Source organism: Segatella oris (assembly GCF_900637655.1).
Classification (GTDB): Bacteria; Bacteroidota; Bacteroidia; order Bacteroidales; family Bacteroidaceae; genus Prevotella; species Prevotella oris.
On sequence record NZ_LR134384.1, the window covers coordinates 1,059,381 to 1,081,358 of the forward strand.

Annotated in this window: 24 protein-coding genes; 23 read left to right on the plus strand and 1 reads right to left on the minus strand. The window is 42.4% G+C overall.

The features are described from left to right. Positions 1-48 precede the first annotated feature (48 nt). The 16 genes from EL210_RS04310 (at position 49) to EL210_RS04390 (ending at position 15,103) form a co-directional block, all read left to right on the plus strand. Positions 49-588 (plus strand): OmpH/Skp family outer membrane protein, encoded by a 540-nt coding sequence (locus EL210_RS04310; RefSeq protein ID WP_025879530.1) that lies wholly within the window; start codon positions 49-51, stop codon positions 586-588. A gap of 67 nt (positions 589-655) precedes the next feature. Further along, on the plus strand, positions 656-1,156 hold the full coding sequence (locus tag EL210_RS04315; RefSeq protein ID WP_004378239.1) for an OmpH/Skp family outer membrane protein: 501 nt from the start codon (positions 656-658) through the stop codon (positions 1,154-1,156). Positions 1,157-1,795: 639 nt separating this feature from the next. Then, positions 1,796-2,110, plus strand: a complete 315-nt coding sequence (locus EL210_RS04320; RefSeq protein WP_018920216.1) for a hypothetical protein — start codon at positions 1,796-1,798, stop codon at positions 2,108-2,110. 217 nt (positions 2,111-2,327) lie between these two features. Next, positions 2,328-2,861 (plus strand): C40 family peptidase, encoded by a 534-nt coding sequence (locus EL210_RS04325; protein WP_018920215.1) that lies wholly within the window; start codon positions 2,328-2,330, stop codon positions 2,859-2,861. Positions 2,862-3,275: 414 nt separating this feature from the next. Further along, positions 3,276-3,674 (plus strand): type VI secretion system tube protein TssD, encoded by a 399-nt coding sequence (gene tssD, locus EL210_RS04330; RefSeq protein WP_004371075.1) that lies wholly within the window; start codon positions 3,276-3,278, stop codon positions 3,672-3,674. A 99-nt stretch (positions 3,675-3,773) separates the two neighbouring features. Continuing rightward, the gene (locus EL210_RS04335; RefSeq protein WP_232000420.1) at positions 3,774-5,636 is read left to right on the plus strand and encodes a type VI secretion system Vgr family protein; all 1,863 of its coding nucleotides are present in this window, start codon (positions 3,774-3,776) and stop codon (positions 5,634-5,636) included. Between the two features lie 9 nt (positions 5,637-5,645). Further along, a complete protein-coding gene (locus tag EL210_RS04340; RefSeq protein WP_126370206.1) occupies positions 5,646-7,253 on the plus strand; it encodes a polymorphic toxin-type HINT domain-containing protein in 1,608 nt (535 codons plus the stop codon). Between the two features lie 3 nt (positions 7,254-7,256). Next, positions 7,257-7,985 carry a hypothetical protein gene (locus EL210_RS04345; protein WP_036889768.1) on the plus strand — a complete coding sequence of 243 codons (729 nt, stop codon included), beginning with the start codon at positions 7,257-7,259 and terminating at the stop codon, positions 7,983-7,985. A 384-nt stretch (positions 7,986-8,369) separates the two neighbouring features. Continuing rightward, positions 8,370-8,597, plus strand: a complete 228-nt coding sequence (locus EL210_RS14020) for an Imm70 family immunity protein (protein WP_081620283.1) — start codon at positions 8,370-8,372, stop codon at positions 8,595-8,597. A gap of 163 nt (positions 8,598-8,760) precedes the next feature. After that, positions 8,761-9,534, plus strand: coding sequence for a hypothetical protein (locus EL210_RS04355; RefSeq protein WP_018919940.1), 774 nt, complete (start codon positions 8,761-8,763; stop codon positions 9,532-9,534). A gap of 19 nt (positions 9,535-9,553) precedes the next feature. Continuing rightward, entirely contained in the window at positions 9,554-10,744 is a 1,191-nt protein-coding gene (locus EL210_RS04360; protein ID WP_232000431.1) for a polymorphic toxin-type HINT domain-containing protein, read from the plus strand. A 31-nt stretch (positions 10,745-10,775) separates the two neighbouring features. Next, entirely contained in the window at positions 10,776-11,318 is a 543-nt protein-coding gene (locus EL210_RS04365) for an imm11 family protein (protein ID WP_018919938.1), read from the plus strand. A 14-nt stretch (positions 11,319-11,332) separates the two neighbouring features. Beyond that, positions 11,333-11,863 carry an imm11 family protein gene (locus EL210_RS04370; RefSeq protein ID WP_018919937.1) on the plus strand — a complete coding sequence of 177 codons (531 nt, stop codon included), beginning with the start codon at positions 11,333-11,335 and terminating at the stop codon, positions 11,861-11,863. An 87-nt stretch (positions 11,864-11,950) separates the two neighbouring features. Beyond that, positions 11,951-12,364 carry a hypothetical protein gene (locus EL210_RS04375; RefSeq protein WP_018919936.1) on the plus strand — a complete coding sequence of 138 codons (414 nt, stop codon included), beginning with the start codon at positions 11,951-11,953 and terminating at the stop codon, positions 12,362-12,364. 30 nt (positions 12,365-12,394) lie between these two features. Continuing rightward, positions 12,395-12,688, plus strand: a complete 294-nt coding sequence (locus EL210_RS04380; protein ID WP_018919935.1) for a tetratricopeptide repeat protein — start codon at positions 12,395-12,397, stop codon at positions 12,686-12,688. 813 nt (positions 12,689-13,501) lie between these two features. Next, positions 13,502-15,103, plus strand: a complete 1,602-nt coding sequence (locus tag EL210_RS04390; protein ID WP_018919933.1) for a beta-N-acetylhexosaminidase — start codon at positions 13,502-13,504, stop codon at positions 15,101-15,103. 168 nt (positions 15,104-15,271) lie between these two features. On the opposite strand, the gene EL210_RS04395 is transcribed toward EL210_RS04390, so the two are convergent. Further along, positions 15,272-16,444 carry an OmpA family protein gene (locus EL210_RS04395; RefSeq protein ID WP_018919932.1) on the minus strand — a complete coding sequence of 391 codons (1,173 nt, stop codon included), beginning with the start codon at positions 16,442-16,444 and terminating at the stop codon, positions 15,272-15,274. A 787-nt stretch (positions 16,445-17,231) separates the two neighbouring features. On the opposite strand from EL210_RS04395, the gene EL210_RS04400 reads away from it, so the two are divergent. From EL210_RS04400 to rpsB, 7 genes are all read left to right on the plus strand, one after another. Continuing rightward, complete coding sequence (locus tag EL210_RS04400) at positions 17,232-17,705, plus strand: RNA polymerase sigma factor (protein WP_018919930.1); 474 nt, start codon at positions 17,232-17,234, stop codon at positions 17,703-17,705. Beyond that, positions 17,695-18,141 (plus strand): hypothetical protein, encoded by a 447-nt coding sequence (locus EL210_RS04405; RefSeq protein WP_018919929.1) that lies wholly within the window; start codon positions 17,695-17,697, stop codon positions 18,139-18,141. Before EL210_RS04400 ends, EL210_RS04405 begins: the two co-directional genes overlap by 11 nt. A 32-nt stretch (positions 18,142-18,173) precedes the next feature. Then, complete coding sequence (locus tag EL210_RS04410) at positions 18,174-18,611, plus strand: DUF6108 family protein (RefSeq protein ID WP_018919928.1); 438 nt, start codon at positions 18,174-18,176, stop codon at positions 18,609-18,611. Between the two features lie 10 nt (positions 18,612-18,621). After that, positions 18,622-19,488, plus strand: coding sequence for a hypothetical protein (locus EL210_RS04415; protein ID WP_025879812.1), 867 nt, complete (start codon positions 18,622-18,624; stop codon positions 19,486-19,488). 407 nt (positions 19,489-19,895) lie between these two features. Next, a complete protein-coding gene (gene rplM / locus EL210_RS04420; RefSeq protein ID WP_004371096.1) occupies positions 19,896-20,357 on the plus strand; it encodes a 50S ribosomal protein L13 in 462 nt (153 codons plus the stop codon). A gap of 12 nt (positions 20,358-20,369) precedes the next feature. Further along, complete coding sequence (gene rpsI, locus EL210_RS04425; RefSeq protein WP_004371097.1) at positions 20,370-20,756, plus strand: 30S ribosomal protein S9; 387 nt, start codon at positions 20,370-20,372, stop codon at positions 20,754-20,756. Between the two features lie 311 nt (positions 20,757-21,067). Continuing rightward, entirely contained in the window at positions 21,068-21,886 is an 819-nt protein-coding gene (gene rpsB, locus EL210_RS04430; protein ID WP_025879814.1) for a 30S ribosomal protein S2, read from the plus strand. The last annotated feature ends 92 nt before the right edge of the window (positions 21,887-21,978 follow it).

Sequence of the window (21,978 nt, forward strand, 5' to 3'; positions counted from 1 at the left end):
ACTCGTTTGCTCATCTACTGTCTACTCGTCAACTAAAAACAAACAAACATGGAAAAATCAATATTCAAAAAAGGATTGGGTATCTTTTTACTCCTTTCCCTTCTTACCCTTTTACCTCTATCTGCCGCTGCGCAGAAGTTCGCATTGGTCGACATGGAGTATATCTTCAAGAACATTCCTGCCTATGAGCGTGCCAACGAGCAGTTGAACCAAGTCAGCAAGAAGTGGCAGGCCGAGGTGGAAGCACTCAATACAGAGGCAAGTACAATGTACAAAAACTATCAGAACGAGTCGGTATTCCTCTCTCAAGAGCAGAAAAAGACCAAGCAAGAGCAGATCATGAATAAAGAAAAGGCTGCTGCCGACTTGAAGAAGAAATACTTCGGCCCCGAAGGTGAACTCTTCAAAAAGCGTGAAGCACTGATGACCCCCATTCAGGAAGAGGTCTACAATGCCGTGAAAGAAATCTCCGAACTGCGCGGTTACAGTCTTGTCATCGACCGTTCGAGCGACCAAGGCATTATCTTCGGCAGTCCGAAAATCGACATTTCAAACGAAGTCTTGCTTAAGTTAGGCTACAGCCGATAGGCAAAATCCAACCATTTGAACATTCAAACAGGAATAATTATATAACAACAAATTAAACGAAAACAAAATGAAAAAGATTCTTTTAATGATGTTGATGTTCGCTCCTATAGCAACATTTGCACAGAAATTCGGCCACATCAACGCACAGGAAGTGATGACTCAGATGCCTGAATTCATCAAGGCACGTGGCGAAATGGAGGCAAAGGCTAAGCAGTTTGAGAACGATCTCAAAGCCATGCAGGACGAATTGCAACGCAAGAGTCAGGAGTATGACAAGAACAAGTCTACCATGAACGCCACCAAGCAGCAGGAGACAGAAACAGAACTTAATACTCTCTATCAGAAGTATCAGCAGGCATTGCAGGACAACCAGCAGACACTTTCCAAGGAACAGCAGGAGAAAATGCAGCCTATCACAACCAAATTGGTGAATGCAATCAAGGCTGTTGGCAAGGCTGGTGGCTATGTTTACATCATGGATGTAAGCTCCGGCATTCCTTACATCAGTGATACGCTGAGCAAAGATGTCACTGCCGAAGTGAAAGCACAGCTTAATAAACTGAAGTAAATAAGGCCACACTCCAGCTCCTTTCCCAAGGAATAAGGAGGAAACAAGGCCTCACCCCCAACTCCTCACAAAGGAATAAGGAGGAAAGGAAGCCCCTCCCCCAACCCCTCCCCGAAGAGGGAGGGGAGTAAAATGCCTTGGAAATGGAGCCCAAATAAAATATAATTAGAGAACATATCACTCCCCTCTCCTTGGAGAGGGGTTGGGGGTGAGGCTTTACTTCCATCCCTTTAACTTGCAATCTCAGTCACTTTACCACGCAAAATGCCTTTAGTTACCTTGCTTCTTGACGCAGATTACACTGTAATTTGACGCAAATCGCATGGCTTTTCAATATGATTTTACTTCATCATTTGCCTTGATTTTCGTAATTCCATGAATGCCAACGCATTATAAGTTTCCCCAAAACAGCACGTATTTGGAACGAAGACAATGCACTTTTTGAATACACCAAGCATTCAAGAGCATTTGTAAAATTCGCTGAAAAGATTTAACCTATTTCCCGTTAACTGTGAAATCATGCGGTAAAGTGCATTCTTTCGGCACAAAACACCTTGTGATAAACAGTTTCAGTGGACTTAAAAATAAACGGAGTTAAGGGCCGGTCATTCCCTTATTTTCGTTAACTTTGTCTGCAATATGATCATTATTCGCAATCGGTTTCTGCCTTTCAAGGGTTTTGAAGCCATGAACTTCATGGGCATTATAGTGTGTAGGACGGAGACACGGCTTACTCCCGACCTCATACTTCATGAGCGCATACACACCCGCCAGATGCAGGAGACCTTGTTTGTCGGTTTCTATCTCTGGTATGTCATTGAGTGGTTGACGCGTCTCGTGATGCGAGGCAGAGCCTACAGCAACATCGCTTTTGAGCGCGAGGCCTATGCCCACATGCATGAAACTAACTATCTTCAGCGCCGAAAAGCCTTTGCGTGGTGGGCTTATTTATAACTTGTCACCTTATTATATATAAGTGGTTATAGGGCGAAATATAACGAAAAATTGCACAAAAAGGCAAAAATGTGAAATTTTTGAGATGGCCGTTAAAGCCTCTAAAAAGTTTTTAACGGCAGCGGATGAGGGTGAACGGTTTGTTAATTTATGTAATCATACATTTTCATGAGTGGCATTTTTTTCATAACTTTGTGTCATACCTAAAACCAAGCAAATGTATTTTAAGAAGATATTCGCCCTTTCAATCCTATGGATTACCTCCTTTTCGTTCGCTGTTGCGGGCAACCCTATCACGCCTGAAGACGCTTCTGAAGGCATCGAAGACTATTGTGATCACAGTGAATTCGAGGCACTCTTCAATGTTTCAGGCTTTGATCTCATCACCAGAGCCAAGGACTTCCTCGGCACTCCCTATCGTTATGGCGCATCAAGTCCGTCGGGTTTCGACTGTTCGGGCTTCACAAGCTATGTCTATAAGTGCATGAACATCTCACTTGGGCGGTCAAGTCGCGACCAGTGGAAACAGGGATTATCTATTGATAAGGATGAAATTCAGGTGGGAGACCTCGTATTTTTCGGTTCAAGAAAACACACCATCGGTCATGTCGGCATTGTATGTGAGGTCAGGGATGACGGGAATTTCAAGTTCATTCATTCCAGCTGCAAGTATGGAGTGACCATAAGCAACAGTGAAGAAGGCTATTATGCCCACCGATATAGAGGCGCAAGAAGAATTCTCGAGGGTTAAAACACAAGTTTTTCTCAGCCTTTCCCAAGTAGAGGAAAATAGAATTTACGAAATAAAATAAAAGTGGATTGCTTACGATTTTAAGGGTAGGCAATCCACCTTCTTATTCTATAGCAGTAGAACATGCTTTTGTCGTTTCTTCCACAACAGCACTTTGTTAAACATTACTAACGCGAATATATATTTCCTCATATTCCCTTTGACTTTAGATTCCAATTTCCTATCTTTGTCTTCGAAGACAACAGATTGCAATTCTTCCTCTTCTTCCCCAGAGCAAGACTGTCTTTCAGCCGACAGAGGAGACTTCAAGAAGTTGTTGAGGTTTTCTCTTTTTTGTTCTCATGCCGACTTGATGACAGAATCCAGAAAGACCTCCGGTAACATTATCAACAACAATTAAAAAAAGTTTTAATTATGGGTTCATTCAGAGCAACACTGGAATTGGGCGGCAAGGAATATGACGTCCTGTATTCAAACTACGAGTTCAGCCGCAATACTGACTCTAAAGGCAAGCCGTCGTCAAGCATTTCCGGCGGAAGAGTATCTGTTACGGTAGAATCTACAGAGGATACCACTGCCATTGAGGCCATGCTCAACAGCCAGTTCAAGGCCGTTGACGGAAAAATCATCTACAAGAAGACCGAAGAGGATGCCAAGATGAAGGAAATCGAGTTCAAGAACGCCTACATCGTGCATTACAAGGAAACCCTTGATGCAACCAACGAGGTACCGATGACTATCGCCATGACCTTCTCGGCTGAGACCATTACCGTGGGCAATGCCGAGCTGGATAACCGCTGGCCAAAAGTATAACCACGACTGCAAGTAAGTCGGTAACAGGCCTTCCTGCCTCGGACAAGAAGCCGGAGGAGGAAGGCCTGATTTTCTTTTAAGGAATAGCAACAAAAAAACATGTCAATACTCAACCACAAGATTTCCGTAGGCATAGACGGAAAGCAGTTATTTTCCTTCAAGTCGCTAAAGCTACATCAGTCCATCAACAATCACCACCGTTTCGAGCTGCTTCTTGACCTTGAGGCTGGGGGAAACAGATATGCCCACAACCTCAAGGACAGTGCCAAATGGATTGGAAAGTCCTTCGCCGTGTATGCAGGGGAGAAATCGGAAACCACCTTCATGGGGGTCGTTACGGGCGTGAGCCTGCACAGGAAGAACAGTGATTTCGGACATATTCTGGTGTCGGGATACTCTGAGACCTACCGCCTCGAGACCGACCTGAACTTCAACTCATGGACAGGATGCACCCTGGCTGACATCATCAAGGAGATGACTTCCAAGGCGGGGGTGAGTGCAAGGATAAATCCCGAATACACCGAGAAGCTCGACTACGTTTGCCAGTACAACGAGTCGGACTTCACGTTCATCAAGCGTCTTGCCCTGCAATACAACGAATGGCTCTACTATGACGGAATCGACCTGGTCTTCGGCCGACCCGTACATCTGCCGGATGCTGTGAAGCTCGAGTTCGGGACAAGCCTCTCGTCACTTGACATCGGAGTCAAGGCGCTGGCAAAGCCGGCAAAGGTGTTCTCCTATCATTCGCTCAACGACCAGACCATTGCTGCAGAAACCCCGAACAAGCCCACCGACAAGGACCAGCTGGGCTATGAGGCCTTCCAGGCTTCGCTCGAGATGTACAGGAATCCTGCAAGGCAGTATGCCCTGCCCCGCATCCACTACACCTCAGAGATGACGAGGTATGTCAGGAAGAAGCAGGAGGCAGCCACGGCCGAGTCGCACTATGTACTGGGGCAGAGTGAGACGGCAACCCTCGTCACGGGAAGCGTGGTGGACTTGAAGAGTTCCTTCCTCGAGCGGGCGGGCAGCCTGACGAGCGAGTCATTGGGCGAGTTCTTCATCACCGAGATAACACATACCGTGGGCGAGGATAGCTATTACAGCAATACGTTCAAGGCCATTCCTGCGGTCGTGGACACGCTGCCGGAGCCTGAAGTGGAGATGCCTGTTGCCGAACCGCAGATGGCCAGGGTCACCAGGAATGACGACAAGTTCGGTCACGGACGTGTGCAGGTGCAGATGAACTGGCAGACAGAGAAGATGTCTACGGACTGGCTGCGCGTCATGGCGCCAGACGGAGGAAGCAGCGACCAGGTGAAAAGCAACCGTGGCTTCGTGTTCATTCCCGAAGTGGGTGACCAGGTGCTGGTGGGATTCCGACACGGTGACCCCAACAGACCCTATGTCATGGGAAGCCTGTTCAACGGAACTACGGGCGCAGGAGGCGGAAAGGAAAATATTACTAAGACAATCGTAACGAGAAGTGGACACACGCTGGCTTTCAATGATATGGAGAATGGCAATTGGGGAATAACATTAAAGGATGCCAAAGGTAATGTTTTTCATATGGACACCAAAGGTTCCAGTATCAATATTACTGCTCCCCAGACTATAACCTTGAATGCCGCCAACATCATGCTCAACGCTTCCAATAAGATTGGTCTTCAATCATCCTCCGTGAGCAAAGATGGCACAAAGAACGGAGTAATTGAGATGGCGGCACTCAAGACTGTCAGTCTGAAATCAGATACGGAAGATATCAAAATCAGTGCTGAAAGTAAGGGTATCGGCTTGAAAGCCCAGACGGGAATTTCTTCTGAAAGCGATACACTCTCTTTAAATTCTCGAATTTCGTCATTGGATACGAAAGAACATTTGAAGATACAAGCTGATGGGGTTAATATGGATGGAGGATCGAGTATGAAAATCTCTTCCAGTGATACTGACATCATTTAATAGAGAGTTATGGCAGACCAATTGGAATATGTGGTAAGGAATGCCCTGATGGTGTGCGATAAGGGAGCTGCTCCTGCATTCTTCCTCCCGACCCACAACACGCACATTAAGATACAAGGATGCCTTGTTGCCAACAAGCTTGACAAGCAGCCGCTCGTGAACATTCCCACGTTCGGCATCTGCAGTCTTACGCAAAAGCCTTGTGTGCCTGCTTGTACGGAATGGCAGAAGACCTATAAGCTGCGGGTAAAAGGTCAAGAAACCCTCCTGTTCAGGTCAGAGATGCCCTGTAGCTTGGGCGGAAAGATTAATTTTGTGACCAGCGGCCAGATTCCGTTGCCTGATGATGCAATGGAGGATATCAAAGCCTTGCAGGAACAAGGGGCTAAGGAAGATGAAGATGAGGGTTGGGGCTGGCTTGATACTGTAGAATTGATTCCCGTAGTCGGTTCCATCGTCGGTGCTGTTCGCGAGGGAATGAAAGGCAACTGGGGAATGATGGCCATGAACATCGGTTTCCTAGCCTTGGATGTTGCCGGGCTTGTATCGTTTGGGGCGACTACCGCAGCCTCCTCTGCAGGTAAAGCCGGTATTAAGGCTGGCGTTAAGGTTGCGGCCAAGTCTGCTGCCAAAGCCGTAGCCAAACAGGTCGGCAAGACAGGACTGAAGACCGCAATAAAACTAACGGCCAAGGGAGCAAGGAAAGCTTTCTGCAAATCTATTGACAAGATTGTCGGCAAGGCTTCTGCCGGGCATGTCTGTGTCTTTGCCTGTTTCCCTGCAGGGACTAAAATCAATACGGCTGTCGGATTGAAGAACATTGAGGATATCAAGGCCGGTGACAGGGTCTGGTCGTATGACGAATTGACTGGTGAGACAGGATTGCAGGATATCGTCCGGACGATGGTTCGTGAAAGTGATCATACCGTTGAACTATATACGGAAAAGGAAATCATAGAGACGACTGCTGAGCACCCTTTCCTTACAGGAAACGGTTGGAAAGATGCCGCTAATCTGCAAACAGGCGATAAGATAAGAAGCAGAAATGAAGAAGATATCGAAATAAAAGATGTAAAGTTCTCGTATCGGCCAAGGAAAGTTTATAACTTTGAGGTCTCTAATTGGCATACCTACTTTGTGGGGGCATTGCAGTGGCTGGTGCATAATGCCTGCTTGACAGAATTAGCAAGGAAGGGAATTGAATATGCCCGGCGTATATTACGTGGCATCAAATTCAATAAAGTGATGGTCAAGAAGCTCGGGAAGAAAGAGTTTGCACACGAAGTATGGTTAGAGGGAATGAAACGTCGTGTTGATACAGTGATGAAAAACGGCAAGAAGGTTATCAGCCGGAAGGCCACACAGTTGTCTGATGTGACAGAGGAGACAGCCAAGAAATATATTGACGAGGTCGCGGGGTATAGGGGAAAAGGAGTGCAGAATCCAGGTAGAATGAAAAAAGGCGTTACAAGAATAGATGAAAATGCCAAGGCTGAACTTTCTATTCCTAAACAGGAAAAGCCTATACCACAAACTATTAAGGATCATGCAACAGAAAAAAAAGTTGATATCATACCTGAAGATGAAGTAAGCATGGAAAACTTAAATAACTGGTAAATTATGGAAGAATTGAAGATTACCTATCGCGATTGGAACTATTTGCATTATAAGCTCCAACCAGAGGAAACAACTTGTCGTATTTATACAAATGAATATAAAAGTCGCATTTCCAAACGCGTTCCTAAGGAGATGCAGAACTACACTATGGAACAATGGGCACGCTTTGCTTATGAAAGAAACCGAAGTATGGCTGAAATGGCTTGGGATAAAGGCATCGCTCCTAATGAGTACAATAGGCTCTTAGACAAGATAGGATTTCCTTTCGAAGTCACGGCACTATTGGAATTCAACGAACAGCCATACGCTTTTATTACTTTCTTAGGTGAAGGATGTAATGTTTCTTTTTTGGATGAATTAGGACGTACATTTATGAGTTATCGTTTTGAACCTTCTCCTTATCAAAACGAAAAGGGAAATAGGAAGGGCTATTTGTTTCTGTACCAACTTTCCTTGCGTTATTATCATGAGGAAAAAGACGAATATGGAGACTGGGACTACGACTATACGGACTACGAATTTACTCCAGACGGAAGAGTTCGTAAGATAGAGGAAATCGGTGACGAGCGCACAATTTATGATTCGGAGCAGCGCATCAACGTAGAATCTAATTGGCAGAAGTATCCTGAATTCGGCGACTGGCTTCCCTTGTTTGAGATGAAACGCTGGAAAGATGACGAACTAATGCCATTGACAGATAAAGACAATTCGAATAAATTCCCTTGGGAATAGGATGATGAATAGGTGAGACTTTCTCTACCGTTCTGGTCAGGGATGCCCTTTAGCTTAATCAGGAAGACAACAGTTGTTGATACAAGAAGTCCAAAAGGCATTTAAAAAGAGATAAAGAAAAATGCAAAAGATTTGGAAGTAACATTCAAGATGGAATAAAAAAAATCTTATATTTGTAATCCAAAATTAGTTGCTATGGCAGTAGGAATTTTTGTTGAACCTGATTTTTACACAATTGGTACTGGAAACTTTTTATTTTGTTTCTTCTCAAACATTGCATATCATCTGTAAAATGGACAATGGAGAAATAGATTCCCTTACTTGATGAAACATTTGTACGACGGGCTATTAGAGAAAACAATATGTAAGGAATGCAATAGATGAATTGCATACTGTAAAAAAGAATTTTCTTATATATCTCCTCAAAAAGTAATATGGGATATAGAAGATTTGGCACAGCAACCTCCTTGGGGAAATGACATCTCGGAAGACATTACAGATTTGTCCAATTATTTTGTAACAAGCGAAGGAGAAGACCTTTTTGATGTACTATTTAAGGCTTTTGGGCGCGCGAAAGATGACCATGAGAATGTAGAAATTAAACAATTGTAGATTCATGAATAATGAATATTACTTAATTGTTGAATAGAACTTCTGAATGAAAAAACTTTGTGTATTTATCTGCTTCCCGAAAAGCAGGGACAATAACTCAAAAGAATGTTGTATCGTACCTGAAGATAAAGTAAGAATGGAAGACTTAAATAACTGGTAAATTATGGAAGAATTGAAGATTACTTATCGCGATTGGAACTACACTATATATAAACTCTGGTCGGAAGAAGAAACATGTGAAGTTTATGAAATTGAATATAAAAGTCGCGTTTCCAAGCGCGTTCTTAAGGAGATGCAGAGCTACACTATGGAGCAATGGGCACGTTTTGCCTATGAAAGAAACCGAAGCATGGCTGAAATGGCTTGGGATAAAGGCATCGCTCCTAATGAGTACAATAGACTCTTAGACAAGATAGGATTTCCTTTCGAAGTCACGGCACTATTGGAATTCAACGAACAGCCATATGCCTTCATTATTTTCTTAGGTGAAGGATGTACTGTTTCCTTTCTTGATGAATTAGGACGTACATATATGAGTTATCGTTTTGAACCTGCCCCTTATCAAAACGAAAAGGGAAACAGGAAGGGCTATTTGTTTCTGTACCAACTTACCTTGCGATATTATCATGAGGAAAAAGACGAATATGGGAAATGGGATTACGACTATACGGACTACGAATTTACTCCAGACGGAAGAGTTCACAAGATAGAGGAAATAGGTGACGAGCGCACAATTTATGATTCTGAACAGCGTGTCAACGTAGAATCTAATTGGCAGAAATACCCTGAATTCGGAGACTGGCTTCCCTTGTTTGAGATGAAACGCTGGAAAGATGACGAACTAATGCCATTGACAGATAAAGACAATTCGAATAAATTTCCTAGGAAATTGGATGGTGACGATATAGATAAAAGGGCAAGAGACTCTCCTGTTTAGGTCAGAAAAGCCTTGCAGCTTGGGTGGAAAGATTAATTTTGTGACCAGCGGCCAGATTCCGTTGCCTGATGATGCAATGGAGGATATCAAAGCCTTGCAGGAGCAAGGGGCTAAGGAAGATGAAGATGAGGGTTGGGGCTGGCTTGATACTGTAGAATTGATTCCCGTAGTCGCTTCCATCGTCGGTGCTGTCCGTGAGGGGATGAAAGGCAACTGGGGAATGATGGCCATGAACATCGGTTTCCTAGCCTTGGATGTTGCCGGGCTTGTATCGTTTGGGGCGACTACCGCAGCCTCCTCTGCAGGTAAAGCCGGTATTAAGGCTGGCGTTAAGGTTGCGGCCAAGTCTGCTGCCAAAGCCGTAGCCAAACAGGTCGGCAAGACAGGGCTGAAAACAGCAGTGAAACTAACGGCCAAGGGAGCAAGGAAAGCTTTCTGCAAATCTATTGACAAGATTGTCGGCAAGGCTTCTGCCGGGCATGTCTGTGTCTTTGCCTGTTTCCCTGCAGGGACTAAAATCAATACGGATGGCGGACTGAAGAACATTGAGGATATCAAGGCGGGTGACAGGGTCTGGTCGTATGACGAATTGACTGGTGAGACAGGATTTCAGGAAATCGTCCGGACGATGGTTCGTGAAAGTGATCATACCGTTGAACTATATACGGAAGAGGAAATCATAGAGACGACTGTCGAGCATCCTTTCCTTACAGACAACGGTTGGAAAGATGCCGCTGATCTGCAAACAGGTGATAGGATAAAAAGCAGAAATGAAGAAGATATCGAAATAAAAGATGTAAAGTTCTCGTATAAGCCGAGGAAAGTTTATAACTTTGAAGTCTCTAACTGGCATACTTATTTCGTGGGGGCATTGCAGTGGCTGGTGCATAACGCTAAAAAATGCTTAAGTAAACTACCTCAGCAAATACATCATTTTGCAACGAACAAAAGTAAGAAATATACTAAGCACTTTAAAAGAATTGCTAATAAATTTAAATTAGATTTGAATGGAAGTTGGAATAAAGAAGCGTTGCCACATCGGGGAAGACATCCTTACAAATACCATGATTGGGTTTTAAAACGGATGAGAATTGCTTCAAAGAAAGCAGGTAAAGACCAAGAGAAATTTCTTAATCTGTTTGAAAAGGATATAAAAGCGGAAGTCAGAAAGAATCCTGAATTGTTACGAAAGTCAGGATGGGAAAAATAACTGTATACTACATAATAAAATAACAAAAACAATGAAATATAATATTTTTTCATTCAGAGAAAGCGATGACTATGACAAAAAACGCTATGGTTTCGCCGAATCACCCGACAGCGTTGATCCCATAGATATATACCAAGGCTTGCCTTTAGAAAAGCCTTGGAGTGAGCCAATGTTTGAATTAACCGAAGGGCATTTTTCCGATTACCTAAGTAATGATTGCGATTGGGTTTTATGTTCTGAGAAATTGAAACAGTGCATCGAAACAAATGCTATCAATGCAACAGATATAACCTGGTGTTCGGTTGCCGTTAACGACGGAGATGTAGTGAAGACTTATTATGCACTACTTATGGAAACGCCCATGAAGGAAATCTTGGACACAGAGAAGTCCAGAAAGCTAAGAGACGGGAAAATATATCTTCCGCATTTTGTTTATGACAAGATAAAGGATGTGGACATATTTGCTTTAGAAGAGGAATATCTCGGTGGTTTATATATATCAGAGAGGTTGAAGCTGATTATCGAGGCTGAAAACTTAGCTGGTGTTGGATTTGAGGATTGGTATGCATCATAAAACTTGATAGAGGAATGGAAACAGAAAAAGTATATTTCGTTGAAAGCAGTGAAGATTATGATGATCAACACTATGGCTTTGCCTTTTCTGATGAAGATTTGTCGCCAGCTGATATTCAGAATTGGAAACAAGATATTGCTTGGAAAGAATTAAAGATGGAGTTGAAGGAAGGAGAGTTTGCAGACTATTTGGTTAATGATTTAAATATACCGCTATGCTCTAAGCGCTTAAAAGATTTGATAGTGAAACATGCTGATAATTCCGATGATTTTACTTGGTATCCCATCATAATACAATCTGCCTCATCTTGGGATCAAGAAAGATACTATTACTTAAAAACTAATATCTTATTAGACAATGTAATAGACCTTGAAAAATCAGATATTGAGAAAGGGATAGTGTATGTTCCATACTTTATAAAAGAAAAGACACGGGATATATTCCGCTGTGCCTATGACAAGTCATACTTGTTTGTTTCACAAGCGCTAAAAGACGTTATTACCAATAACAACATAACCGGAATAAGTTTTGAAACTTGGGAGTAGTTTTTGATAAATAAACATTACAGTTATAATCGAAGCACATAAAAAAATAAAACAAATCAAAATCCTCTCCTAATCTATAAATCAATTATGAACATCGAACAATATAAAGACCTATCAGACAAATTTTATGAGCAATTCGATAAACTAAGTGACGAGACTTATGAGTTATTTCAACAAAAGAGATACAATGCATCATTCCAAAAGTATGAGGAATGCTTATATCTTTTTCTTGATCCAAAAGGAGATTATGGTGACTATTCCAATGTTATGGAGTGGATGATAGACAATTATCTGGCAATTAACGATTACTCCAATGCAAAGAAATGGGTAGAGAAACTAGGTCGAGTTTTTAAGAATCAACATATACTTGGTGATTGGAACTTTTTAAGGGGAAAAATCTATTTTCACAACGGAGATCTCGATGTCGCTTGGGAGAGTTTTGATAACGCATATAAGAAAGCTGGTATGGATTGTTTTAGAGAACAAGAGCCCAAGTACTAGATTTTTATAGGAATCCTCAAAAATATACGAATGATGAATCAACTATCCGATGAATTGTATGATTCCATTATGCAGGAAATGAATCAAGGGGACAATGCCTCCGAAAATGAATTCTTCAAGTCTGCACTGAAGCATTACGAAAGTGCACTGAATTTAATCCCCACACCCCAAACAGACTGGGAAATAGCTTTACATGTATATACGGCTTTAGGAGATTGTTGCTTTAATCTTGGAAACTACCCAACGGCAAACTCCTATTACAATAAAGCCTTACTATGTCCTGATGCAGTCGAATATGGATATGTTTGGCTTGGATTAGGTTAGTCGTTCTATGAACTTGGAAATATGGAAAAGGCGAAAGATGCACTGATGAGCGCCTATATGTTAGAAGGAAAGGAAATATTTGAGGATGTAGATGAAAAATATTTCAATATACTCAAAGATCATATTTAACATAAGTTCGACGAATTCAGAACAAAGCAGGCTGGGTAGTGTAATGTCAATCTGTCTCGTTTTTTATTATAAAAAAATGTTCACTTATAACTATAAAGAATTCATTACCTTAAATGTTGAATGTATTTCTCTAAATCTTCATTGTTGAGTCCTAATCGCTTTCTTAGTCTATAACGGAGTTTGTAAAAAACCTGAACCAAATATATTAAGGATAGTCATAATTTTATATCCATCAAGTCCAATCTTTATGGGTATACTAAACTTTTTTCGGCTTTGCTAATAGTTGGATATTTTTTTCTAAGCGTTGGCAAAAATCATTATCCATAAATTAAAACTGTTTGTTAAGGAATTGCATTCTTTTCTTCTCCTTTGGGTCGCTGGGTATTGCTAATTGTAACGACATTGATATATTTTCTTGCTGTTATTTAATTAGCTTCTCTTTTTTAATCTGCATTTTAAGTTTTGGTAGATTTAGGTGGATTCCATACACAATTGCCTAACTTTGCACTTGCGTATGGAATCCGCCCCATTCATTCATTTAGTTAAAAAACACAAAATATATCAGTGAGTTTATGAGATAAGAAGATGTTTCCCGTTTTATATATAATAGGGCATGGCATGGTTTTCGAAACTGTAATGGACTTTGTCTTGCCGATGATTAACCGATAATCCAATCCTAAAAATATGAAAAAGAGTATTATTTTGAGTTTGCTTCTCATGTCGGTCATCACGCTTCATGCACAGCGAGCCGATTATTCTGTGGTTCCTATGCCACAGCAAATTCATCTAACGGGCAAATCTATGTTCAGACTTAGTGCTTCAACTCGCATCGTTTATCCCGAAGCTGACGAAGAAATGGAGCGTAATGCACGTTTCCTTCAGGACTATGTTCGTGAAATTACAGGTATCCGTCCTGTGCTTTCTACAAATGTTTTACAGTCAAGAGGTGATGTTATCCGACTCGTGATTGGGGGTGACATAAAGCATGATGAAGGCTATACGCTTTCTGTGAGTCAGAAAGGTGTTGCCATAAAGGGGCGTACGGCAGCAGGTGTTTTCTATGGAATTCAGACTTTTCGCAAGGCTTTGCCTGTGGGAAAGACGGCTTTTGTAGACCTTCCTGCGGTGGAAATCATCGATGCTCCGCGCTTTACTTATCGAGGAATGATGCTTGATTGCGGTCGTCATTTCTTCCCTGTCAAGTTTATCAAGGAAGTCATTGGCCTTATGGCCATGCACAATATGAACCGCTTTCACTGGCATCTCACGGAAGATCAGGGTTGGCGTATTGAGATTAAGAAGTATCCTTTGCTGACAGCTGTTGGCAGTAATCGCCCGGAAACCGTAATCGGACGCAACAGTTCGGTTTGTGATGGTACGCCTTATGGCGGATATTACACGCAGGATGAGGCACGGGAAATCATGGAATATGCCCGTCAGCGCCATGTGGTTGTCGTCCCAGAGATAGATATGCCGGGCCACCAATTGGCTGCATTGGCTTCTATACCGACTTTAGGTTGCACCGGAGGTCCTTATCAAGTGGGTACAAGGTGGGGTGTATTTGATGATATTCTCTGCCTTGGCAATGAGCAGACCTATCAGTTTTGCGAGGACGTTCTGACTGAATTAATGGATATCTTCCCTTCAGAAATCATTCATATCGGTGGAGATGAGGCACCGACGATACGCATGACAAATTGTGAAAAGTGTCAGAAACTCATGCAACGTGAGCATTTGACGCCTAAAACCATACAGGGATACTTCACGAACAGAATAGAAAAATTCATCAATTCCAAAGGCCGTCGTATCATGGGATGGGACGAAATCCTTGGTGGAAACATTCATCAAAGCGCGATAATCCATTGTTGGCGTGATCCCGTTTATGGCATTAGGGCAGCTCAGAAAGGACATGATGTCATCATGTCACCGTCAAAATACTGTTATTTCAATCGCAATCAAGCCAATCCCAAGACGAGCAATGAACCGTTTTCCAATGACCTTTATCTTCCTTTGGATAGCGTGTATAATATGGTTATAGTGCCCAATGACATCTCATTTGAAAACCGTAAGCATATCATTGGTGTTGAAGCGTGCCTCTGGACGGAATATATTGCAGTGCCAAATCATGCTGAATACATGATGCTTCCACGCATGGCAGCGCTTGCAGAGAATGCCTGGTGTCTGCAAAAAGGCTCCTATTCTGCTTTCATTCCACGTCTTTCTCGCCTGAAATCACTCTATGATGCCTGTCATTTACATTACGGAAAGCATTACTGGGAGAGATGATTGTTTTTCCTTATGCTTGATATCATCTTGTTTGTAGGGATGAATGATATCATGCATGTTCCTCAACTGTGATAAAAGAAAATAGCCCCGGCCAAAGAATTCGGTCGAGGCTATTGTATATTTAGAGAGAAACTATGATGAGTTCCCTATCTGATACGTGTTAAAGGCTTATTCAACAATCTGAACAGTAGCACGGCGATCGTAGCTTGGATACTCCAATATCTTGACACCACCACCTGCTGCTACACTGATGTTAGAGCGATTTACGCCCATCTTGACAAGCTCATCAACAAGTCTCTTCGCACGAGCTTCAGAGAGTCTCTGGTTGATAGCAGGCGTACCTGTTGCCGAGTCAGCATAACCAGTGACAAGCATACGGCTGTTGTTCTCAACTGCATATTTTGCAAGTGCACGTACATTGACGAGGTCTTTGAGTCGGGCAAGTTCGGTTCTGTTAATGTTGAAGAATACAGAAATAGGCATAGCAATGAATTCTTTGATGCTCTTAGTCTGCACATCATCCTTTGGAGCCTGAGCAAGTTCATTGCGGAGTCTGTCTCCTTCGTCGTTTGCATTCTTGATTTTATTATTCAAATCATCAATCTGTGATTGCGACATAGTCTTTAAAGCATCTGTATCCGGGGTTTTGTTCCAGCCTGATTTGCCGAGTTTGAATGTTAAACCAATTTCTGCATAGAGGTTGTTGTCCTTGTCTTCCCAGCCATATCCATGGTGTTTTGCTCTTTGATTATAGCCTTCATAGCCATCGAAATCCTCTTCCATACGGTTCCATCCCACTTCAGCATAGAGGTCGAGAAGGCGGCTTAACTTCCAAGAAGAGTTGATACCTACACTCAATTGCATGGCATAGAGGCTGATGGACTCATTACGAGTGACGCCACCACCAATGAAAGGTGTAACATTCCATACGCGGTCTGGATTGTAACCGCAGAGCAGGTTACTCATGTTGAACAGGAGATGTTCGTTCAAAGTCCAATAGTCCAACTTAGATACGCCTACCATACCGACTTTCTTGGCCTTTCCCAATTGTAATTTTGTACGTAGACCGAAGCCTGGAGAGAACCACTTTCCTACTGCCACAGAGGCTCCAAACGTACGGCGTTGTTTTGCAAATAGACCATAATGGTTGCCATTGTCAAGTCCAAGTCCATGCTCTTGATTGGAATACCAAGCATTGTAATCACCGCCAACCTGAACAAACCAATTGCTCCAAAACGAATTAGTAGCTACGCTATACTTTTTCGTTGAAACGGTTTCCTGTGCCAAAGCGGTTATTGTTAAGCCAGCAAAAGCAAGGATTGTCATCAATCTTTTCATCATTATGAATAATAAATTTATTAATTACCACCTAAATACTTTGTACAAGATAATTCCTAATTTTTGTCATTAGAGGTCAAAATTACTATTATTTTTGTTACAAAAGTGATTTTTCACATTCTTTAAAGTAGACCGTATGCAAATTTTATATATTATCATATAATTTTGCGTTTTGTTAATTATTCAAAAGTAAGTTAAAAGCTATCAGATTACTTTACAATTTGTTTTATTAGATTTAAGAATTTGAACTAAAAGGTTTCCTCATCCCAAATGTATGCTATATTTTGATGATATATAATATATTGATAGTCAACATGTTATTGATTTCAGACCAAATGGTAAGGAAAAATCACATAGGAAAAAGCTGTGATTCGACTCAAATTACTTTATAACTTGCCTTAGATGACGATGCTTTCAGACTCAAATAATCGTGTGTTTTGCATCAAATTACAGCATGTTATGACTGGAGTTGCAGGCAAAGTAGGTAAAAATGGAGGTGTCAGAACAATAGAATGGTTTCGCAAATGCACAGAAATGGTGTTTCCTTTTCTATTTGGTCATGGGTAGAAATGTTAAAAAACAGAAATAAACTTGACAAAAGAAATATCGCTTTCACTTTGTAGATAAAGGCACTCTGTATGCAACAAATATAGGTATTTCATTTAGGAAATCGGCATTACTGACAGAAGATATTCAATGGTTTTTAAGAAAATAATAAAAGAAATGCTTTTTGTGGTGTCACAAATGCTGTAACTTTGCGTAATAGGAGTAAAGATCTGAGACAGCAACGATGACCATCGAAGAATATAAAGAAGAGGTGGAGCGCAACCGACCACGCATGCTTACCATTGCCCGAGGCTATCTGAAGGATGGTGATGAGGCTGAGGATGTCGTGCAGGATGTGCTGCTCAAGCTTTGGCAATTGCTCGATTCGCTGCACTTACCCATGGGACCTCTGGCTTCAGTATTGGTGAAAAATCGTTGTGTTGACCTCATTCGGCGCCGACAGCCAATGGTTGATGTGCCCGAGAATATGGCAGAATGTGAGCCGATGCGCGATGAACGCTATATACAGGTGATGCGGATTATCGACACATTGCCTACATTGCAGCAGACAGTGATGCGTTTACGTCATATCGAAGGAATGGAAATGCGAGATATTGCCTCGCTTACAGGAAGCTCGGAAGTGGCAGTAAGGAAGACGTTGAGCCGTGCCCGACAAGCGATTAAACTACAATTCTTAAAGCAACAGCATGATGAATAACGACGAAATAATCAGGCAATTGGCAGACCGTTTCATGGCGGGCGATACTTCACTTGATGAAGAACAGCAGCTCTATCGCTACTTCACAGGTGAAGAGGTGGCAGAAGATTTACTGCCCTTGCGTGGACTTTTCTGTTCGTTTGCAGCCATGAAACCGGATGAAGAGGTGGTGGCGGAATGTAAACCGAAGGCAGCTCATTTACATTTCTATAAGGTGTTTGTCGGTGTTGCAGCCTCGATAGCGCTGATGATTGCTGTTGGGAGCTTGTTCTGGAGCCCTGAACGACAGGATTACTGTGAGGCATATGTCTACAATCAGCATGTGACTGATCCTGAAAAGGTGATGCAAGAGGTATATGGAACGATGCAGACTATTCATCAGAATGATGGTGCCAATGTTGATCATCAGTTGCATGACATCTTTGGAACAGATTGAAATAAAACGGGAAAATCAATAAAAACAGTGTTATGAAACATCGTATTTTCTTGACGATATGCTTGGCGTTGCTTTCCTTTGTGGCTCGCGCTCAACAGGGATTGAACGTGAATGCGCTCTTCACGGGTAAGGTGGTGCCACGCGAAGAAATGGTGGAGGTTCGTGTAAAAGGGCGTGCCATCAGTAAATATGGACTTCAATTCTATCACAGTGTGCGTTTCAATGCCAATGAACAGCAACGTAAGACCGTTGATGAACTGGTGGAACGCGACCGTAAAATGGCCACGGATATAAAACAGACTAACCGAAAAGGTGCGACAACACTCATCATGGCTTTCCCCAAACAGCATGGTCTTTATCGCTATCTGTGCTATCTCACATTGACGAAAGGCCATTTAACGATGGTTACTGTGGTCTATATGGAGGGAAATGTGGCAAGCATTGCCGAATTAGGAAAATTAGTAAATTAAATTATAGCTTATGAAAACAATCTTCGTTTGCATGGCATTGGCTTTCAGCATGTCGGCCTTTGCTGCATCATCAGACAATGACACCGTGGTTGTGGAGAAGCCGCGAAAGGTCAGAATCATTACAGGCGACTCTGTTCAGCGCGTAGAAGTGTGGGGTAGTGCAACTAATCCGCGCTATCATTATGAAAATAATATCCAAATCGTTGACAGCAACTACGTGAGTACTTCGGCCTTGAACAGCGACACTTGGAACTTCTCTATCGCTGGTTTCAGTAAGCCTCGAAAGGGGAAAAAGACTCAGCGTGAATGCAGCATGCACTTTGTTGCAGGTTTCAATAACGCTGTAGGTATGCCTTCAGGTGCAGATATTCAGCCTTTCAAATCATGGGAATTGTGGTGGATTGTGAGCGACTGGACCTATCGTCCATGGCGTAATGCGCATGCTTTTTCTATCGGTTTCGGACTTGATTGGCGTAATTATCGCATGACGGATGACCTGCGTTTTGTGAAGGATAATCGTGCTGTAGCTCTCGATCACTATCCTGCAGGCAGTACGCCACGCTTCTCTCGTATTAAGGTTTTCAGCATTAATATACCTTTGCGCTATCAGTATGAGGGACGATGGATTGGCTTCAGTCTCGGTCCGGTTATTAATTTCAATACTTACGGCAGTCTGAAAACACGATACAAGCTCGATGGTCACAAGGTGAAAGATATTGATACGAATGTTCGTGTGAGTCCCGTTACCGTTGATTTCATGGGTACACTCTCTGTCAAAGGTGTCCCCGACTTCTATTTCAAGTATAGTCCCTGCAATCTTTTACGCGATGGTTATGGTCCGAAGTTCAGGACTTTGTCATTCGGTCTGATGCTGTAGGAAGGGCAGATGGTAAAGAAATAAGAGGGTAGAAAAGGGTGAAGTTTTTAGGACCCCATATATATAATAAGGTGGAAGCAGAGATTGCTTTCACCTTATTATGTGTTGTTAATATTCAATAATAGTGTTAAAGTTATGTAATTAGAATGGATTTGCAGTCTATTACATTATGCTTCTTTCTTTAAAATATGTACCTTTGCAAACCGATTGCTGGGAAAGCGCTTGGAATTTCCGGCAGTCTGGCAGTGTTAATAGCCTTTTCTTTGGCCGGATAAGGCGGTTAGTGAATTTGTCGGACAACAGGACAAAAGCTGTGGATGGTCTCTTTTAGACTGGAGGCGCCGCGAGGTTTCTGTTATCGAAAAGTAATAAATATTGTTTTTTAGTAGTAAAATTAAGTTTTAAAAATGAACACTTTAAGTTACAAGACTATTTCCGTAAACAAGGAAACAGCTAAGAAAGAGTGGGTGGTAGTAGATGCCAGCGATCAGATTGTAGGTCGTCTTTGCTCTAAAGTAGCTAAGCTGCTTCGCGGAAAGTACAAGCCAAACTTCACTCCCCACGTAGACTGTGGAGACAATGTAATCATTATCAATGCCTCAAAGGTGGTCTTCACAGGTAAAAAGGAGACTGATAAGGTTTACACACGTTATACTGGTTATCCTGGCGGTCAGCGCTTCAATACTCCTGCCGAGCTTCGTACTCGTGCCAATGGTGTTGACAAAATCATTCGTCATGCAGTCAAAGGAATGCTTCCAAAGGGCCGTCTTGGTCGTGCTTTGTTGGATAACCTTTATGTATTCGATGGCGCAGAGCACAACAAGGAGGCTCAGAAGCCAAAGTCAATCGATATTAACCAGTATAAATAATTTAGGATTAAGATGGAAGTATTAAATGCAATTGGTCGCCGCAAGAGCGCTGTCGCTCGTGTTTACCTTTCTGAAGGAACCGGTAAGATCATTATCAATAAGAAAGATTTAACTGAATTCTTCCCGTCAGCTATTCTGCAGTACGTGGTTAAGCAGCCACTGATGTTGCTCGAAGCTGAAGGTAAGTATGACATCAAGGCAAACCTCGACGGTGGTGGTTTCACTGGTCAGAGCCAGGCACTCCGCCTTGCTATCGCCCGTGCTCTCGTCAAGGTGAACGCTGAAGACAAGAAAGCTTTGAAGGATGCAGGCTTCCTTACCCGCGACAGTCGTGCTGTTGAGCGTAAGAAACCAGGTCAGCCTAAGGCTCGTCGTCGCTTCCAGTTCAGTAAGCGTTAATGCTTGTTCTTTGAATTCTGGATATGGAACATTGAACTTTATGATTTGTTTTCTGTGTCATCATGACATGCAATAGGGCTTAGCCCGGCATATTCTAAAGTTCAAAATTCAATCTTAAAGTTTCAAAGGCAATTTAGTTTAGTATCTAAACCAGGCAGACTCTGTGGCTTCTTTGTATTGCGATGCAGTATAAGACCGGATTACTGTCGGGCTGATTCTGAGCAAAAAAGGTTTGTTTATGATAGTAATGCTGTTGTATGCAGACTGTAAGAATTAAAAAAGAAAGTAAACAATTAAAATCAAGAAAAGAAATGTCAAGAACAAATTTCGACCAGTTACTTCAGGCAGGTTGCCACTTTGGTCACCTCAAGCGTAAGTGGAATCCGGCAATGGCTCCTTATATCTTCATGGAGCGCAATGGTATTCACATCATCGATCTCAACAAAACAGTTGCTAAGATAGATGAAGCTGCAGAGGCATTGAAGGCAATTGCAAAGTCAGGAAAGAAGATTCTGTTTGTCGCTACTAAAAAACAAGCTAAGGATATCGTAGCTGATAAGGCCGCATCTGTTAACATGCCATACGTCAACGAGCGTTGGGCAGGTGGTATGTTGACCAACTTCCCTACCATTCGTAAGGCAGTTAAGAAAATGACAAACATCGACAAGCTGATGAACGACGGTACTTTCTCTAACCTTTCTAAGCGCGAGTTGCTGCAGGTTACACGTCAGCGCGCTAAGTTGGAGAAGAACCTTGGTTCTATTGCCGACTTGACTCGTCTGCCAAGTGCACTCTTCGTTATCGACGTAATGAAAGAGCACATCGCAGTGAAAGAGGCTAACCGTCTGGGTATTCCTGTTTTTGGTATTGTAGATACAAATTCAGATCCTAAGAACATCGACTTCGTAATCCCTGCAAACGACGATGCTAAAGACAGCGTAGAGACTATACTTACGGCTGTTTGCGGTGCTATCGCTGAGGGTCTTGAAGAGCGCAAGGCTGAGAAAGCAGACGAAAAGGCTGCTGCTGAACAGGCTGAAGAGGTTGCTGAAACCAAGAAGCGCACTCGCAAGGCACGCAAGGAAGAAGAAGCTCCTACAGCTGAAGCCGAGGCTGAAAAGGCTGAATAATCAAGATATAGGGTCTTACTTGATAGGACAGGAACTTGTAAGAACCTACGCATTATCAATAAGACCCTATCTTTTTTCAAACAAATAAACAA